This is a genomic window from Nocardia sp. NBC_00416, from assembly GCF_036032445.1.
Lineage (GTDB): Bacteria > Actinomycetota > Actinomycetes > Mycobacteriales > Mycobacteriaceae > Nocardia.
Window position 1 is genome coordinate 4,065,391 of record NZ_CP107932.1, and the last position, 18,080, is coordinate 4,083,470.

Below are 18,080 nucleotides of genomic sequence, written 5' to 3' on the forward strand. Positions count from 1 at the left end.
ACACAGCGCCCGGCTGCCGGTCGCGACCGTGGTCAGCTGTGGGCGACGGCCAGTTCGGCGGCTATCCGGGCCGTATCGTCACGCCAGCGCCGCAGTTCACCGACTCCGGGCGCGAGTTCGTAGTCGTGGTGGTGGGTGGCATGCGACAACGTGGTCCACAAGGTGGCGATCCGGGCCGCGGTGGGCGGATCGGTCACCACGCGCAGGGCCAGCAGCTGAGCCCGCATCGGACAGCGCGCGAGATCGGGTTCGGTTCGCGACCACAGTTCGTCCACCGACTGTTCGAGCGCGATCCGCAGAATCCATGCGGTGGCACGGGACCACACGCCCCCGGCAGCGGTGACCGACCCGTCGAGGAGACGATCCACCACCGCCAGCCGGTCGCCGACACTGGGCCGGGGCGCGGCCGCCCCCTCCCGGCCCGGCCCGGGACGGTCGTTCGATCTGCGCGAACCGCCGACGCCCCGGGGACCCGCCGCACCGGACCGGCGCGCACTCACCGCGCCAGCCACTCGACGAATCGTTCGGTGTCCGCGATCAGGTCGGCGAGATCGCGGGCGATCGGGACATGGGCGCCCGCGGTGGCGTCGCGGACCACATCGACCGCCCACCGGCCCTCTTTGGCCAGCTGCTTGTTCAGGTCCTCGATCCGGCGTCCGGGCCCCAGCACCGCGAGTGTGACCATGGCCCGGGTGGATTGCGCGGTATCGATCCGGCGCTGCACCTCACGATGATCCATCCCCTCGGCCAGCAGCACCCGCTTGGCCCGGGCCAGGCTCGCGGCCTCGACCGCCGAGCGACAGCAGGTCGCGACGAGCTCGTCGGCGATGGTGCGCGGCAACTGCGGAGTGCGCAACAGGGCGCGGGCGTCGTCGAGGTAGCGGTGCACGGGATCGCTGGACAACCGGACCTCCACGACCGAGCGTTCCCGCCGCTGCACCTCGACGATCCGGGCGTCGATCTGCATTCTGCGCACGGCTTCGGCGAGCCGATCGTCGTGGGTGAAGACCACCACCTGCCGCTCCCAGGCGACGGCGGCCAGTACCCGGGCCAGCCCGTCGACCTTGGCCGGGTCCATGGCCTGCACCGGATCGTCGATCACCACGAAACGGAAGGGACTGGCCGCTACCGTCGCGCGCGGCAGGAACAGCGCCAGCCCCAGCGCGTGCAGTTCGCCCTGGCTCATCACCCCCAGCGCGGCGCCGTCCACCTCGTCGACGGTGACCTCGAGTTGCACCCGGCGGGCGGTGTTCGCATTGCCCTGCAGGTGGATTGCGCCGAGTTCGACGCTGCTCTGCTGCCGCAGGCTCTGCCACACCCACCGGGCGGTGCCGGCCAGCGGGGCCATCCGTTCGTCACGTACCCGGGCTGTCGCCGCCTTCAGCCATTCCTCGGCCGAGCGTGCGGTGTGCAGTTCCGACGTGTGTGCGGCGACGGTGCGGGTGAGGTCGAGCCAGGAACGCAGCCGGGGAGCGAACGGCGCCCAGGCTTGTTCGAGGCGATCCAGTTCCTTACCGGCGCACTGTTGCGCGTAACCCAGCTCCGCGGACAAACGGTCGTGGACGGTGCGCAATCGGTCGGGCAGACCGCGCAGCTCCGCGGTGTCGGGCAACCGCGCCCACTGCACCCAGGTTTCCCGCAGCGCGGTGGTGTCGAGACCCGACGGTTCCGCGGCGGGAGCCGGTGCGGCGGGTAATTCACCGGTCAGCGCGCGCAATTCGGACAGCACCCGGGCGAGTCGGTCCCGGGCGCGGACGAGATCCGCGGTCCGCTCCGTCAGTCCGGCTATGGCGGTCGCGGTATCGCTGCGCCATTGCCCGTCCAATGTGCCCCGACCGCATACCGGGCAGCGGCAGTCGACGGCTCGTTCCTCGGCTTCGGCCGCTGCGCCGGGCCGGGTGGTAGCGGGGTCGCGGGACGGCGCGAGAGGGGGCGGGCGGTATTCGCCGCCCGCAATCGATTCGCTCGGATCATCGGCGGATCGCGTGTGGGCGTCGACATGCGCGTACGCGGTGCGCAGCAGTTCCAGCACCCGGAGGTCAGCGGCCGACTCGGGGGAAATCGAGGCGGTGACCGCCGCGTCCGCGGCCGAGATGCGGTCGGCCAGCGCGACGATACGTTCGGCGGTCGGCAGCTCCAGCGCCAGCAGGGCGCGCAGGGCCGCCGGTTCCGGTCCGGCGGCGGTATCGGCCAACAGGCCGTCGAGCGCGGCGAGGTCGGGCGCCGGCTCACGCAGGAGCGCACCCGCCCGCGCCGCGCGAGGGTCGCATACTCCGGCGAGTTCGGCCAGCAGCGTCTGCCGTTCCCGGCGCGCGGCCCGGGCCGCGCGCTCCATATCCAAGCGGCGGAGACGGATCCGCTCGTGCGCGGTGATGAGTTCGTCCAGCCCGAGGAGTTGGTGCAGGGCGTCGAACAGCTCACTGGGCTTCCCGTCGACCAGTGCGCCGAGTTCGCTGTAGGACAGGAACGGCCGGTACAGATCCAGGGGCGCCGCCCAGTCGAGGCCGGAGAACATATGCTCCGGCCCGGCCCCGCGCCGCTGGGTCCAGACGCCACCGGGCAGCGGGTCCCCGGCCGTCCATTCGCGGGCGAGGGTCAGCGCGGGTTCCGTGCCGTCGGTGCGCAATTCCAGCTCGATCCGGACCGGGCCGGACCGGTGCAGATTCCGCCAACCCTCGCGCCAGGCGGCCGAACGGCCGTCCCAGCGGCGATTCCCGCCGGTCAGCGCGAGCTCTGCGGCTTCGGCGAAACTCGATTTGCCGCTGCCGTTGCGACCGGTCACCAGCGTCAGCCCCGGACCGGCGGGCAGTTCCAAGGTGGTCTCCGGCCCGATACCGCGGAACCCGCGGACCCGGATGGCACTCAAGAAGATCCCGCTGAGGCCGAACTCCGCGCTGCCGTCACCCGATTCAGCGGGCGCGGCGGCCGGATCCAGCGCCGCGCGGACGACCGCGGCGACATCCGCGGGGATCTCCGGATCGGCGTCGACCCACCGTGCGATCAGCTCACCGGGCCGGGTCAACGTTTCCCCGGATTCCACGCGCCCAGGTTTCACGAGACTTCTCCACCCCCTCGAGGCCACACGCGAAACTCAGCCCCCATGTGTGGTCGTACGGTCGAAAGCTGTGCGGAACGCTACCCGATAGCGGCCCATCGGGACAGTGCCGGTTCAGGACCGGGCTCCGTCCCGGACGGTCGGGTCCAGGACAGCACCGCGCGACTACCGGGCGTGCCCGTGGCCACCGGCTCGAACCTGCCCGCGGGGATGGGATCTGGTCATCGGCCGGGCCGACCGGCTGCCGATGGCCACCCCTCGCCAACCCCGTCGGGCAGCTCGTTGGTGTGTCACCCTCCAGGGGCGGCTCGGTCTGGCCGAACAGGACAGAATGCCAGACTCCCTGGGATCACGCAACATTTACGGTGGGTGGATGGTTCCGAATCCGGCTCGGCGACAAGCTCTTCCATCGATGACTTCGCGGCGAAGTGATTCTGTCGGTGCCGTGCGCTAGAAATCTTTCGACCGAGAAACGGGGGCACGATGATCGACCGGAAGGGGTCCGCCCGATGACGCAACGGTGGACCGAGACCCAGGTGGCCGCACTCGCGCCGGATGCGAGTTCGCTGGCCGCCGCACGTAAACTCGCCGGAAAATGGTCCGGCGCCGGATGGTGCGAGACCGCACTGTGGGGTTTGTGCAAGGGCAGCGGGAGCAATCCGTACCAGACGATCGTCGATCTGACCGGACCCGCCTTCCGCTGCTCCTGCCCGAGCCGCAAATTCCCCTGCAAGCACGCCCTGTCGCTGCTGATGATCTGGTCCGCGGGCATCGTGGACGAGAGCGCCGAGGCGGCGGATTTCGCCGCCGAGTGGATCGGCAAGCGTGTCGAGAAGGCGGCGGCGCCGCCGAGGCCGCCGCGGACCGAGAAGGCGGCGACGACCGAGCAGCGGCAGAGCCGTATCGCGGCGGGCCTGGAGGAACTCGACACCTGGCTGACCGACCAGATCCGCACCGGACTGGCCCAGACAGATCGGTCGTACGCCGCCTTCGAAGCAGTGGCGAAACGCATGGTGGACGCCCAGGCTCCGGGTGTGGCCGACGCGTTGCGCCGCCTGCCCGCCGCGGTGGTCGTCCGGGCGAACTGGCCGGAAGTGGTACTCGGCCGGTTCGCCTGGCTGCACCTGCTGATCGCCGCGCACGCGAAGCTGGAGGCGCTCCCCACCCCGCTCGCGGCGGCGGTCCGCAGCCACATCGGGTACCCGACCACTGCGGATTCGGTACACGCCGAACCCACGGTGGGCGACCGGTGGCTGACAGTCGGAATGCGCACGGTGGAAGAGGATCGGCTGCACACCCGGCGAACCTGGCTGTACGGTCTGCGCACCGGCCGGTGGGCGCTGATCCTGGACCATTCGTTCGGCTCCCCGGCCTTTCCCGCGCATGTACCGCCCCTCGGGCTGGCGGCGGAGTTCGGCCTGCACTTCTACCCGGTGGCCGCCCCGCTGCGCGCCCTGCTCGATCCCGCGCGCGGCGACGCGGCCCCGGCTGTCGCGGAACTGCCCGCAACGGCCGGATCCGGCACCATCGCGGCGACGCTGACGGAGTTCGCCACGGCGACGGCCGCCGATCCATGGCTGGAGTCCTGGCCCGTGCTGCTGCGTGACGTGGTGCCGACACCGCGGGGCGAGGACTGGGTGCTCGCCGAATCGGACGGCACCGCGTTGGCGCTGGCGCCGCTCGCGCAACCGTGGCGGCTGCTCGCCCTTTCCGGAGGCCACCCGGTCACGGTGTTCGGAGTCTGGACGGGGCGTCGGCTCGAGGTGGTCGCCGTTCTCTCGGCCGGCGAGTTCCACGACGTCGGGCCCGCTGCCGACGAAACCGCCTCGGCCGTCACCGCGACACCGGAGGCGGCGTCGATCGCGCTGCTCGGCACCGCCCGGGGCGCGGGCACGCCACCGGGACTCGCCCACCAGGTCGCGGCGGCCGTCGCCGCCCTTCCCGACCGGGATCCCGCCGAACGGCTGCTCGAAACCACCGCCATGGAGATGGCCTGGACACGTGGCGGATGTCTGCCGGACCACGTCGAGGTGCCCGGTGGGGCGGCCGCCGCGGATCCGCGTCCGGTGCTGCCCCGGCCCGCTGCCGACCGCTTGGCTCTGCTGATCGAATCCGGACCCGAATTCCTGCCGGAATGGTTCGCCGCCGCCCGGCCCTACGACTACCGGGCACCGGATCGGCTGGTCGGACACCTGCTCGAATTCGCCGCGGCCGACAGTGAACTGCGTGAGGCGGCGCTGCGCTCGGCCGGCACGCGCGGACGCTGGCTGGCCGACCTGATCCCGCGCTGGCACGACCTGGTCCGGCGGGACACCGCGCAATCCGAACCCGGGGACGAGACCTGGCGCCTGGGCCTGCCGCCGGAACGACTCGAATGGCTCACCGCCCTGCGCCACCGCGACCCCGCGGCCGCGCGCGAAGCCTTGGACGAGGCGTGGCCCCGGGAGTCGGGTGCACCCAAAGCCGCGCTGCTGGGGGTGCTGTCCGCGGGACTGGGTCCCGGCGACGAGCAACTGCTCGAACGCGGGCTCGACGATCGCCGCGGCGATGTACGCCGCACCTCGGCGCGACTGCTGGCCCGGCTGCTCGGATCGGCGTTCGCCGGACGCATGGCCGGGCGGGCCGCGGTCTGGCTGAAATCCGCCGACGACGGGCCCGGGCAGGGGCCGGAACTGATCGTCGAGATCCCGGAAACGCTCGATGCGGCGACTGTTCGAGACGGATTCACCGACAGTACGACGGAGTTCGGATATCGCTGGAACGGGCAGCCGGATCGCACGGCGACCAGGCTCCGGAAACTGATCGCCGCACTGCCCACGAGCTATTGGACCGATTCGCTCGGTCCGCCGCAGCGGGCGGTCACGGCACGAATCGAGGATCGATTCCGGCAGCCGCTGTTCGACGGCTGGATGGACGCGGCGCTGGCGCAGGGTGATACCGATTGGGGCCACGCCCTGTTCACCGCCGGCATGCCGTCGAACCTGGCGATCCTGCGCCGCCGGGAGCTGTTCGCACTGATACTGGCCGGAGATCAGCTCCACCATCTGCTCGGGTTGGGCACGTCCTGGTTGTCCGAACTCGAATCGCTGCTGCCCGCGGTCGCCCACCCGTGGCCGCCGGAGCTCGCCCGGCATCTGCTGCGCCTGTTCGAGGAACAAGCCCGGACCGCCGCGCGCCGCCGGGGCGCACCGGGCACCTATGCGAGTGCGCACAGATCGCTGCTGCGCACCGCCGCCCTGCATCTGCCACCCGAATGCGCGGGCGAGGTCACCGCGCTGGCCGGCCGCTGCGAAGCCGACGATTGGGCCGAGGCCATCGGGCGGCTCTCCCACGACCTCCACCAACGATCCGCGATGCTCGAGGAGCTGAAGTGACCACCATCGACACCGAACCCGCCCCCGCGCTGCTGCGCCCGCACGCCGAACAGGCCTTCGCCGCCGAACTGCGCGCCCTGGCCGCCGCCGACGACCGGCCGCGGCCACCGTCCTGGACGATGTCCCCGTGGGCGGTGGTGACCTATCTGCTGGGTGGCGCCCTCGCCGACGGCACCGTGATCACCCCCAAGTACGTGGGCCCGCGCCGGCTCCTGGAGGTCGCGGTGGCCACTCTGGCCACCGATCGCGCGCTGCTGCTGCTCGGTGTCCCGGGCACCGCGAAGACCTGGGTCTCCGAGCACCTTTCGGCCGCCATCAGCGGATCCTCGACCCTGCTGGTCCAGGGCACGTCGGGCACCGCCGAGGAAGCCATCCGGTACGGCTGGAACTACGCCCGGTTGCTCGCCGAGGGACCGAGCGAGGGCGCGCTGGTCGCCTCACCGATCCTCAACGCCATGCGCACCGGGGCGATCGCCCGGCTCGAGGAACTCACCCGGATCCCCTCGGATGTGCAGGATGCGCTGATCACGATCCTGTCGGAGAAGACCCTGCCGGTGCCCGAACTCGGGACGGAAGTACAAGCCGCCAAGGGGTTCAACATCATCGCGACCGCCAACGATCGCGACCGCGGCGTGAACGAGCTGTCCTCGGCGCTGCGCCGCCGGTTCAACACCGTGGTGCTGCCGCTGCCGGGCAACGAGGCCGAGGAGATCGATATCGTGACCCGGCGGGTCGAACAGCTGGGTTCGGCGCTGGAGCTGCCCGAGGTGCCGGCCGCCGCCGAGGAGGTGCGACGCGTCGTACGGATCTTCCGCGAACTGCGTGCGGGAATCACCGCCGACGGCCGGACCAAACTCAAATCCCCTTCGGGCACGCTCTCGACCGCCGAGGCCATCTCGGTGATCACCAACGGTATGGCCCTGTCGGCGCATTTCGGCGACGGTATCCTGCGCGCTTCCGATATCGCGGGCGCGGTGATCGGCTCGGTGATCAAGGACCCGGTCGCCGACTCGGTGGTGTGGACCGAGTACCTCGAGGCCGTGGTGCGGGAACGCCGGGAATGGTCCGATTTCTACCGCGCCTGCCGGGAGATCAACGGATGAGCCCCGCCGACGGCGATGAGACCGGCGAGACCCGGGTCTACGGAATACGGCACCACGGTCCCGGCTCGGCCCGATCGCTGCGCCTGGCGCTGGCGGAATTCCGGCCGGACGCCATCCTGATCGAAGGCCCGGCGGACGCGGATCCGCTGGTGGTCCACGTCGCCGCGGAGACGATGGCACCGCCGGTCGCGCTGCTCGGCTATATCGCCGACGAACCCGCCAAGGCCGCGTTCTGGCCGTACGCGGTGTTCTCGCCGGAATGGCAGGCGTTGCGGTACGCGGTGGACAACGACGTAGTGGTCCGGTTCTGCGATCTGCCCGCCGCCCAGGTGCTCGCCGTCGACGACCGGACCGGCGGTCGCGACGCGCTCGCCGAACTGGCGGCCGCGGGCGGGTACGACGATGCCGAACGCTGGTGGGACGCGGTCGTCGAATCGAGTTCGGATACCGGAACGTTCGCGGCGATCACCGAAGCAATGGCCGCGCTCCGGGAGAGCGCGCTGGTCGAGCCCGATGCCGAGGCGAACCCGGCCGCCGGGCGGGAATCGGCGGGCTACCCCGAAGCCGCCCGGGAACCGCGGGACACCGCCGGAATCCCCGATGACGCCGCCGCCGGTCCGGTGGACGAGGTTGCCGGATCCGCGACGGACGAGGCCGAGCCCGAGCCGCTGGTGATCGATCGGCACACACTGGTCCGGGAAGCCCATATGCGGCAGGTGCTGCGCAAGGCGCGCAAGGACGGGTTCGCGCGGATCGCCGTGGTCTGCGGCGCCTGGCACGCGCCCGCCCTGCAGGACCCGCTGGGTCCCGCGACCGCCGATCTGCGCCTGCTGAAGGGGCTTCCGAAGGTCAAGGCCGTACTGACCTGGGTGCCGTGGACGCATTCGCGGCTCGCGGCGTCGTCCGGATACGGCGCCGGAGTCACCTCGCCGGGCTGGTACCACCACCTCTTCACCGAGACCGAGCGACCGGTTCCGTCCTGGCTCACCCGGGCCGCGGGCGTGCTGCGCGGCCACGACCTTCCGGTTTCCAGCGCGCACATCATCGAGGCCGTCCGGCTGGCCGAAGCCCTCGCCGCCCTGCGGGCCCGGCCGCTGGCGGGCTTGTCCGAGGTCACCGAGGCGACCCGGGCGGTGCTCTGCGAGGGCGACGAGACCATGCTGCGGCTCGTCGGCGACGAACTGGTAATCGGCGAGGCGCTGGGCGCCGTTCCGGCCGAGGCCCCGACCGTACCGCTGGAGGCCGACCTCCGCGCCCAGTTGCGTTCCCTGCGGATGAAGCAGGAAGCTCTCGTCCGCACCCTGGATCTGGATCTGCGCAAGGAACGCGATACCGCCAGATCCTGTCTCCTGCATCGGCTCCGGCTACTGGGTGTGCACTGGGGCACCCCGACCTCCGGCGGTGTGCAGTCCAAGGGGACCTTCCGCGAGTCCTGGGATCTGCGCTGGGAGCCGGAATTCGCGGTCCGGGTGATCGAGGCGGCCCGCTGGGGCACCACGGTGCGCGGCGCGGCCGAGGCGAAGATCCTCGACACGACCGGGCGGCCCGGGTGCGGAGTCACCGAGCTCACCGAGGCACTGGAGTTCGCGCTGCTGGCCGAACTGCCCGGCGCCCTGGACGGATTGATCGCCCGGCTCGGCTCGGCGGCCGCGGTCGACCATGATATGACCCATCTGCTGGCCGCGCTGCCCGGTGTCCTGCGCACCCTCCGGTACGGAGACGTGCGGGGTACCGACGTCTCCGCCCTGACCCATGTCGCCGACAGCATGCTGGTGCGGATCTGTGCGGGTTTGCCGGCCGCGGTCACCGGGCTCGGCGACGATACCGCCGCGGCCCTGCGCGACCAGCTCGATACGGCCACCGCCGCCGTACACACCCGCGATCACGCCGAATCCACCGAACAGTGGCTGGCCGCACTGGCCCGGCTGGCGGACCGGACCGATGCACACGGCCTGCTGGTGGGTCGTGTGGTGCGTCTGCTGTGCGACGCCGACCGACTCGACACCGACGAGGCGGCCCGGCGGCTGGCCGCGGCCCTGTCCGTGGGCAACACCGCGGCTGCCAAAGCCGCCTGGGTCGACGGGTTCGTCGGCGGACGCGGTCTGGTGCTGGTCCACGACCGAGCCCTGCTGCGTCTCATCGACACCTGGCTCGGCGGCCTGCCCGACGATCAGTTCCTCGATGTCGTCCCCTTGCTGCGCCGCACCTTCGGCGCCTTCGAATCCGGGGAGCGCCGCGCGATCGGGGAGGCGGTACGCGACGGGCGCGGGACCGCAACCAGTACCACCACAACCGATACCGACGCCGAACGCGGTCTACAGACCCTGCGCACTGTCGCCGACATCCTGGGAGCACCCGTATGAACAGCCCCGCGTCCGAACGCGTTTCCGACGAGGCCCGGCTGCGCCGCTGGCGGCTCGTCCTGGGCTCCGCCGCGGATCCGGCGCTGGGCGAACTCGGCGCCGCCGACGACAAGGCGATCGACAAGGCACTCGGCGCGGTCTACGACACCGGGCCCGGCGACGGCCGCTCTCGCGGAGATCGTTCCGGCAGCCTCGCCGGTTCGGCGCCGCGGGTGGCTCGGTGGCTCGGCGATATCCGCACCTATTTCCCGTCCACCGTCGTCGAGGTCATGCAGCGCGACGCGGTGGAACGGCTGAACCTCACCCAGCTGCTGCTGGAACCCGAACTGATGGAGGCGGTCGAACCCGATGTGCACCTGGTAGGCACGCTGCTGAGCCTCAACCGGGTGATCCCGGAAACCACGAAGGCCACCGCCCGGATGGTGGTCTCGAAGGTGGTCAAGGAGATCGAGGAACGCATCGCCAACCGCACCGTGGCCGCGGTGAGCGGGGCTCTCAATCGGGCGTCCCGCACCTCCCGGCCCAAACCGCGCGATATCGACTTCGACCGGACCATCCGCAAGAACCTGGCCAACTACCTGCCCGAACAGCGCACCATAATCGCCGAGCATCTGGTGGGCTACGGACGCCGCTCCCAGGCGGTGCACCGTGATGTGATCCTGGCGATCGACCAATCCGGGTCGATGGCCTCCAGCGTGGTCTATTCGTCGGTGTTCGGCGCGGTACTGGCCTCGATGCGGTCGCTGCGGACCTCACTGGTGGTCTTCGATACCGAAGTCGTCGATCTCACCGAGAAACTCGCCGACCCGGTCGATGTCCTCTTCGGTACCCAACTCGGCGGCGGCACCTACATCAATCGGGCCATCGCCTACTGCCAGTCCCTCATCACCCGGCCCACGGACAGCCTGTTCTTCCTGATCTCCGATCTCTACGAGGGCGGGGTCCGGGAGGAGATGCTGCGCCGCGTCCACGCCATGAAGGAATCCGGCGTGCAGGTGGTGGTGCTGCTGGCGCTCTCCGACGACGGCGCCCCCTCCTACGATCGCGAGAACGCCGCCGCGCTGGCCGCGCTGGGCGTTCCCGCGTTCGCCTGCACTCCGGACCGGTTCCCGGACCTGCTGGCCCAGGCGCTCAACCGTGGCGACCTCCTGCACTGGGGCACCGAGCACCGCTGACCGGCCGGCTCCGCCGACCCCGGTCAGAGGTCGGCGATCGCCGCCAGCGGTGGAGTGCGGGCCGCACGGACCGCCGGCCAGAGCGCGGCCAATACACCCACGACCGCCGAGCCGACCAGCATGTACACGAGCTGATCCCAGGGCACCGCGATCTGGTCCAGTCCGAGATCGCGCAGCGTACGCAGGAACCCGACGCCGAGTCCCAGGCCCAGGACCGCGCCGACCAGCGCACCGAACACCGCGATCAACATGGATTCCAGATAGATGGTGCGGCGTACCTGGGCACGCTGGGTGCCGACCGCGCGCAGCATGCCGATTTCGCGGCGCCGCTCCACCACCGACAGAGCCAACGTATTGACGATGCCGAGCACCGCGATCACCACCGCCAGCGCCAGCAGGCCGTAGAGGACGGCGAGCAGGTTGTTGATCTGTTTGGCGTTCTCGCCCTTGAACTCCTCCCGGTCCTGCACCTGGACGATGACGAATTCCTCGGTGGCTTTCTCGAGATCGGTGCGCATGGCGGCGAGATCCGCACCGGGCCGGGCCTTGATCAGGACCGCGACATCGGTGCGCATGGATATCGGCACCGCCCTGTCGTACACCGACGGCGGCACGATCAGCGGGCCCAGCACCCGGGAATCCGCGTAGACCCCGGAGACGGTCAACGGGATCTCCGTCCCGTCGAGGGTTTTCACGACGAGCTGGTCACCGGCGGTGACGCCGTGCTCGGTCGCTTCGTCCTCACTGAGCAGGATGTCCGAATCACCCAGTGTCGGTGATCCGCTCACGGTCTCGAGCTTCACCACCTGATCCAAGGGACCGTCCGGCGAGGTGCCGAATTCGTCGTCGTCACCGATCTTCAGTGCGAACCCGCGCAGCCCCACCACCGAGGCGGCCTCGGGCACTTCGGCCCGCACCGCGTCGGTCGCGCCGGTCGGCACACCCATCATCTGTGGTCCAGCGAGGACATAGTCGGCCTCGATGCCCTGGTCCACCAACCGGGAAATGCTGACCTTCGCCGATTCGCCCAGCATCCCGATCGCCGTCACCAGCATGAGGCCCAGGGTCAGCGCGAACGCGGTGGCGGCGGTGCGCCGGGGATTGCGGATCGCGTTGTTACGCGCCATCCGCCCGATCGACCCGAACGGCTTGATCAGCCAGCCCAGCCCGGCCAGCACCGGACGCGATAGCGCGGGTGAGGCGAACAAGACGGCCAGGATCAGCCCCAGCGCCCCGACTCCGACGATCGCGGCCGCGCCACCGCCGGTGTTGCGAGCGCCCAGCACCACCAGCACGATGCCCACGACCGCCAGCACCGCACCGGCCACCGTCCGTTTCCGCAGCGAATCACCGGCGGAGGCGAACTCTTCGCGCATGGCCTGCACCGGTGGAATCCGGGACGCCCGGCGGGCGGGCGCGTACGCGCTGATCACGGTGACCAGCAACCCGACCAGGAACGCGACCGCCACCGTGCGCGGCAGTACGGCCATCCGGCCGGTCGGCAACCCGAGGTCGAACGCGTTCAACACCGCGGCGAGCCCGTAAGCGAGCGCGATACCGGCCAGCAGACCGAGGATGCTCCCGAGTACACCGACGACGAACGCCTCGCCGACCACCGACCGGCCCACTTGCCCGCGACTCGCCCCGACCGCGCGCAGCAGCGCGAGTTCGCGCAGTCGTTGCGCCACCAGCATCGAGAACGTGTTGTAGATGATGAAGGTGCCGACGATCAGCGCGATGGCCCCGAATGCCAGCAGGAAGTAGTTCAGGAAGTTCAGCGCCTCGGAGATCTGGGCTTTCGCATCGGCCCGTACCTGATCGCCGTTCTGCGCCTTGTAGTTCGGGTAGATGATGGCCAGCTTGTCGCGCAGGCTGTCGGCCGGTATTCCGTCGGCCGCGATATCGAGGTAGGCGACGTGGGTGCCGTCGGTGAACAGTTCCCGGGCCTGGTCCTCGGTGAACTGCACCCCGATGAAGCCGCCGGTATCCGACGGCGGCGCGTAGAGACCGGTGAGCGTCACCTCGAAGGGCTCACCGTGCGAGGGGACGAGCACCTTGGTGCGATCCCCTACTTTCAGTCCGGCGCGTTCGGCCGCTCCGGTGTTGAGCATGATCTGCCCCGGTTCGGCAGGGGGCGACCCCGCGACGATCGGATCCGGCGCGGCGACTGCGCGATCCGGCGGTATGTAGGCCTGGCCCTGGGTCGGGGCCCCGCCGGTCTGCACCGCTTTCTCGCCCGATGGGTCGAGCAGGACGACCGAGCCCTCGATACCCGGGGCGACCGTGCGCACCCCGTCCATGGCGGCGACGGCGTCGACCACATCCTGTGGAATACCGGAGGACTGCCGTTCCTGCGGACTCAACCGCACGTCGACGCCTTTGGCCTCGCCGGCGAAGATGCCGTCGAAGGTGCGCTGCAGCGTATCGGTGAAAACGAACGAACCCGCGATGAACGCGGTCCCGAGCACGACCGACAGCAGGGTCAGCACCAACCGCACCTTGTGCGCGCCGAGATTGCGCAGAGCGACGGTGCGCATGGGGTGGGCGGCCACTACCGGACCCCCCGCGTTCCGTGCGGATACCCGAGGCGCTGGGTCACCGGACCTCCAGAGCTTTCATCCGGTCCAGTACCGAGTCGGCAGTCGGATCGCGCATCTCGTCCACGATCCGGCCGTCGGCCAGGAAGATCACCCGGTCCGCGTAGGCCGCCGCGGTGGGCTCGTGGGTGACGATCACAACGGTCTGACCGAACTCGTCCACGGCTGCGCGCAGGATCGACAGCACTTCCCCGGACGAGCGCGAGTCCAGGTTGCCGGTCGGTTCGTCGCCGAAGATGATCTGCGGTTTCCCCGCCAGCGCCCGGGCGCACGCGACCCGCTGCTGCTGGCCGCCCGACAGTTCGCTGGGACGGTGTCCGAGCCGGTCGTTGAGACCGAGGCGCTTCAGCACCGTCGCGAGCCATTCGGAGTCCGGGGTCCGGCCGGCGATATCGAGCGGCAGGGTGATGTTCTCCAGCGCGGTCAAGGTCGGGACCAGGTTGAACGCCTGGAACACGAACCCGACACGGTCCCGGCGCAGCGCGGTCATCTGTTTGTCGGAGAGGTCGGTGAGTTCGGTATCGCCGATCCGCACCCGTCCCGAGCTGGCCTCGTCCAATCCCGCCAGGCAGTGCATCAGAGTCGACTTCCCCGAACCGGACGGGCCCATGATCGCGGTGAACTCTCCCCGGGCGAAATCGACCGACACCTCGTCCAGCGCGGTCACCCGAGTGTCCCCGGAACCGTAGACCTTGGTCAGTTCGATGGCACCGGCGGCGACGGTGGACGGGGCGCCTGGATCGGCCGGGTCCACGTCGACAGCGTGAGCAGTCATGGGTCCAGTGTGTCGGGCCGTCCCGAGCCGCGCCATCCGGGATCGCCCTGATCACCGGTACACCCTGCGACGTCTCCGGATACGCGGGACGGATGACGGCCGTGGACGACGACGGAGGGCGACGCGTCGCGTCGCCCTCCGGTCAACGGAAGAGACTCAGTTCAGTGGCGCGGACTTCCACCAGGTGAGCATTTCGGGAATGGTGCCGACGATGCCGTCGGTGTACATCAGGTATTGGGCCCGCTCCGGATCGTTGGAGAAGACCGTGACCATTTTCGGGCCGTCGCTGTCCCATTTGTAGTTGGTGTAGGTCTGCCCGCCGTTGACGTCGGAGGACTTCTCCGACGTTCCGGGCAGCCCCTTGACCACCGTCTCCACATCGGCGGCGGATTCGTAGGCGTAGATCCGGTAGAAGGGGTCGTCGTTGTTGGCGCCGCCGTAGCAACGCCACTGCCAGGCCCATTTGCCGAAATCGGGTTCGCCGTCGTCGGGGCTGGGGGTGTAGCTGCTATCGGTTTCCCAGCATTTCGCGCCGTTGTACCCGACCTCTTCGGACGTCGACTTCGGCACCAGCCGCGGGAACTCCTTGCTGATGGAATCAGCGGTCGCGGGCACCGGCGCGACGGTGGTCTGGGTGCTCGTACCGGTGGCCGTGGTATCGGTTCCGCCGCCACCACTACCATTGCCGGCGAGCGCCACGACACCGATAACCACGCCGATCAGCACCACGAGCCCCACACAGATCGCGGCGATCAGTCCGGTGTTCGACTTGGGCGGGCGCGGCCCCTGCGGTACAGCCCCCATCTGGGGTTGCGGATAGTTCGTGGGCTGGGTGTATCCGCCCGGCGTTCCGCCGCCGAACGACTGGCCGACCGGGGTCGTGTAGCCGAGGGTCCCGCCGTAGGGCTGCTGATGCATCCCGCTGCCCGGACCGCCCATATCGCCCGGACCCTGCTGGAACCCGCTCGCGTACTGCTGCCCCTGCTGCGCACCGCTGGCATAGGGCTGCCCCTGCTGGACGCCGCTCGGGTAGGGCTGACCAGGGGTCCCGGTATACGGCTGCGGCGCGGCAGTGCTCGGGTACTGATTCGCTCCGCTGTGGTACGGCGGGTTGGGCTGCTGATAGGTCGGCGCCACCGCTGTCGGCGGCACGGCCAGCGGGATCCCCGGCGAACTCGGCGAGGTCAGCGCGTGCTTCGCGGCCTCGGCGAACTCGGTGCACGAGGTGAACCTGTCATCGGGGCGTTTGGCCATCGCCTTGGCCAGCACCGCGTCCAGCGACGGCGGCAGTTCCGGCCGGGCCGCGCTCAGCGACGGCGGCGGCGACTGCAGATGACCCTGGATGACCCCCGCCGGATTGGTGGAGGTGAAGGGACCACTACCGGTGAGCAGCCAGTACAGCGAACAGGCCAGCGAATACTGGTCCGAGCGATGGTCCAGGTCGGCGCCGGTGAGCTGTTCGGGTGAAGCGTAGGCCAGCGTGGCGGTGAAGGTGCCGGTCTGGGTGAGATGCCCGGTGTCGTCACGCAGGCGCGCGATACCGAAGTCGGTCAGGTAGACCCGCTCGCCACGTCCGCCGGTCGAGCGGGCCAGCAGGATGTTGGCCGGTTTCACGTCCCGGTGCATCACGCCCATACCGTGCGCGTAGTCGAGCGCGGACCCGGTTTCGGCGATGATCTGGACGGCACGCTCGGGCGGCAGTTTCTGTGGATCCACCGAGGCGGCGTCGATCCCGTCGATGTACTGCATCGAGATCCACAGCTGCTCGTCCTCGAGGCCGCGGTCGTAGACCGTCACGATATTCGGGTGGTCCAGCCGGGCGACCAGATCGGCCTCCCGTTCGAACCTGGCGCGCACCTCCTTATCGAAGAACATCTCCCGATTCAGCAGTTTCAGCGCTGTCATCCGCGGCAGCCGCGGATGTTTCGCCAGGTAGACCGAGCCCATCCCACCCCGGCCGAGTTGCCGGTCGATGACATAGCCGGCGAAAATATCGCCGTTGGCCAGCATGTCTGCTCCAATTCCCGCCGGCGAGACCGGGACCCACCGGTGCGCAAGCGTAGACGAAAAGCGCATTCGGACCGCATCGATCCGGGCACGCGAAATCATCGAAACCATAGCAGCAGTCGAGGTGTCGCCGACTGCTCCGACCGGTCCCCGTACGCAGCCGCAACACGGCCGCTACGTGCGCACCGCCGCACCGGATGGATCTCCGTGTCCGGGGCCGGGGTACCCCGGGCTACGGCGCAGCGCCCGGGTCCGGCGGCGGGCGGTGCGGCGGAGGCGGTGTCGCGCCGGGGCGGTTCCGGAACGCGGGCAGATCGATGACGGCCGGTTCGGCCGGATTCGATCGGTGCGGACGATCCGGACGAGTGGCGGGGTCGGCCGCCGGCGGTGCGATATCGGGCGCGGGCATACGCCGGAGACCGGGGCCCGGCTGACCGAACTCTGCCGAACCGTGTCGTGGCCCGACCGCACCCGGCGGCCGCTTGTCTGCTCCCGGACGCGGCCCACCCGCGCCGGGCTGCCGGTACTCGCTGGACCGGTAGGGCGCGTCCATACCGGGCTGCGGGTATTCGGTGGAGGGATAGCGCGGCGCCGGCGGCGCGGGCCGGCGGTATTCGGTCGACGGATGCCGCGGCGCACCCCGGACTCCGGGCTGCTGCCGGAATTCGCCGGACCCGTACCCCGGGGCGGCTCCGGCGGGCTGCCATTCGGTCGGGGCCGGATGGCGCTGATCGGGCCGCAATCTGACCCCAGGCGGGCGTCCCCCGCGCGGTCCGGGCGGGCGCAGGGCCTGTTGAGCGGCCGTCGCGAATTCCGTACAGCTGAGGAAACGGTCGGCGGGATTCTTCGACAGCGCCCGCCTCAGCACCTCGTCGAGGCTCGGTGGCAGCCCCGCCCGGATCCGGCTCAACCGAGGTATCGGAGCGGTCAGATGCGCCTGGATCAGCTCGGCCGGGTTCGTTCCCCGGTACGGGCCGGACCCGGTGAGCAGCCAGAACAGCGTGCACGCCAGCGAGTACTGGTCGCCGCGCTGGTCGAGTTTCGCACCGGTGAGCTGTTCGGGGGCCGCGTAGGCCAGGGTCGCGGTGATGGTGTCGGCCGCGGCGATGGTGGTTTCGGCGTCGCGCACCCCGGCGATGCCGAAATCGGTGAGCAGCACCCGTTCCGGCTGTCCGATGGGCGGTTTCGCCAACAGGATGTTGCCCGGTTTCACATCCCGGTGCAGGACGCCGTTGGCATGCGCGAAGTCCAGCGCGATCCCGGTCTCGGCGATGATCTGCACCGCGCGCCACGGGTCGAGCACGTGCAGATCCACCATGGAGGCATCCGAACCGGGCACGTACTGCATCGAGATCCAGAGCTGTTTCCCCTCGGCGCCGCGGTCGTAGACCGTGACGATATTGGGGTGCTCGAGGCGCCCGGCGAGCTCGGACTCGCGTTCGAACCGCTGCCGGATCTCCCGGTCGGAGTACAGGTCCGGGTTGAGCAGTTTCAACGCGACCAGTCGCGGTAGCCGCGGATGCCTGGCGAGGAACACCATGCCCATGCCGCCCACGCCCAGTCGGCGCCGGACGGCATAGCCCGCGAAGTCGTCACCAGGCTCGAGCATGGCCGATTCCCCCTCGTCGGGT

Annotated in this window: 10 protein-coding genes; 4 read left to right on the forward strand and 6 right to left on the reverse strand. The window is 70.2% G+C overall.

The window, feature by feature from the left end:
- Nucleotides 1-32: 32 nt before the first annotated feature.
- Entirely contained in the window at nucleotides 33-512 is a 480-nt protein-coding gene (locus OG804_RS17345) for a hypothetical protein (protein WP_328387768.1), read from the reverse strand.
- Entirely contained in the window at nucleotides 497-3,055 is a 2,559-nt protein-coding gene (locus OG804_RS17350) for an AAA family ATPase (RefSeq protein WP_328387769.1), read from the reverse strand. The genes OG804_RS17345 and OG804_RS17350 overlap by 16 nt, the downstream gene beginning before the upstream one ends.
- A gap of 509 nt (nucleotides 3,056-3,564) precedes the next feature.
- On the opposite strand from OG804_RS17350, the gene OG804_RS17355 reads away from it, so the two are divergent.
- From OG804_RS17355 to OG804_RS17370, 4 genes are read left to right on the forward strand one after another with little or no spacing between them, the layout of a single operon-like run.
- Nucleotides 3,565-6,429 carry an SWIM zinc finger family protein gene (locus tag OG804_RS17355; protein ID WP_328387770.1) on the forward strand — a complete coding sequence of 955 codons (2,865 nt, stop codon included), beginning with the start codon at nucleotides 3,565-3,567 and terminating at the stop codon, nucleotides 6,427-6,429.
- Between the two features lie 5 nt (nucleotides 6,430-6,434).
- Nucleotides 6,435-7,532, forward strand: coding sequence for an ATP-binding protein (locus OG804_RS17360; RefSeq protein ID WP_442941886.1), 1,098 nt, complete (start codon nucleotides 6,435-6,437; stop codon nucleotides 7,530-7,532).
- Nucleotides 7,529-9,895 (forward strand): DUF5682 family protein, encoded by a 2,367-nt coding sequence (locus OG804_RS17365; protein ID WP_328387772.1) that lies wholly within the window; start codon nucleotides 7,529-7,531, stop codon nucleotides 9,893-9,895. The genes OG804_RS17360 and OG804_RS17365 overlap by 4 nt, the downstream gene beginning before the upstream one ends.
- Nucleotides 9,892-11,070 carry a VWA domain-containing protein gene (locus OG804_RS17370; protein ID WP_328387774.1) on the forward strand — a complete coding sequence of 393 codons (1,179 nt, stop codon included), beginning with the start codon at nucleotides 9,892-9,894 and terminating at the stop codon, nucleotides 11,068-11,070. Before OG804_RS17365 ends, OG804_RS17370 begins: the two co-directional genes overlap by 4 nt.
- 23 nt (nucleotides 11,071-11,093) lie before the next feature.
- Here the strand turns inward: OG804_RS17370 and OG804_RS17375 are convergent, their stop codons facing one another.
- The 4 genes from OG804_RS17375 to OG804_RS17390 all read right to left on the reverse strand — a co-directional run bounded on the left by OG804_RS17375 (nucleotide 11,094) and on the right by OG804_RS17390 (nucleotide 18,058).
- Entirely contained in the window at nucleotides 11,094-13,607 is a 2,514-nt protein-coding gene (locus OG804_RS17375; RefSeq protein WP_328398485.1) for an ABC transporter permease, read from the reverse strand.
- A gap of 58 nt (nucleotides 13,608-13,665) precedes the next feature.
- Nucleotides 13,666-14,442, reverse strand: a complete 777-nt coding sequence (locus OG804_RS17380) for an ABC transporter ATP-binding protein (protein ID WP_328387775.1) — start codon at nucleotides 14,440-14,442, stop codon at nucleotides 13,666-13,668.
- A gap of 156 nt (nucleotides 14,443-14,598) precedes the next feature.
- Nucleotides 14,599-16,452: a serine/threonine protein kinase gene (locus OG804_RS17385; RefSeq protein WP_328387776.1), complete on the reverse strand. Its 1,854-nt coding sequence runs from the start codon at nucleotides 16,450-16,452 to the stop codon at nucleotides 14,599-14,601.
- Between the two features lie 229 nt (nucleotides 16,453-16,681).
- Nucleotides 16,682-18,058: a serine/threonine-protein kinase gene (locus OG804_RS17390; RefSeq protein ID WP_328387778.1), complete on the reverse strand. Its 1,377-nt coding sequence runs from the start codon at nucleotides 18,056-18,058 to the stop codon at nucleotides 16,682-16,684.
- Nucleotides 18,059-18,080: the final 22 nt, after the last annotated feature.

What these genes read in the sequence shown, in the direction of transcription:
- OG804_RS17355 (WP_328387770.1), top strand. Translation starts at nt 3,565, where the DNA reads ATGACGCAACGGTGGACCGAGACCCAGGTGGCCGCACTCGCGCCGGAT.
- OG804_RS17365 (WP_328387772.1), top strand. Translation starts at nt 7,529, where the DNA reads ATGAGCCCCGCCGACGGCGATGAGACCGGCGAGACCCGGGTCTACGGA.
- OG804_RS17370 (WP_328387774.1), top strand. Translation starts at nt 9,892, where the DNA reads ATGAACAGCCCCGCGTCCGAACGCGTTTCCGACGAGGCCCGGCTGCGC.
- OG804_RS17375 (WP_328398485.1), bottom strand. Translation starts at nt 13,607, where the DNA reads ATGCGCACCGTCGCTCTGCGCAATCTCGGCGCGCACAAGGTGCGGTTG.
- OG804_RS17380 (WP_328387775.1), bottom strand. Translation starts at nt 14,442, where the DNA reads ATGACTGCTCACGCTGTCGACGTGGACCCGGCCGATCCAGGCGCCCCG.
- OG804_RS17385 (WP_328387776.1), bottom strand. Translation starts at nt 16,452, where the DNA reads ATGCTGGCCAACGGCGATATTTTCGCCGGCTATGTCATCGACCGGCAA.
- OG804_RS17390 (WP_328387778.1), bottom strand. Translation starts at nt 18,058, where the DNA reads ATGCTCGAGCCTGGTGACGACTTCGCGGGCTATGCCGTCCGGCGCCGA.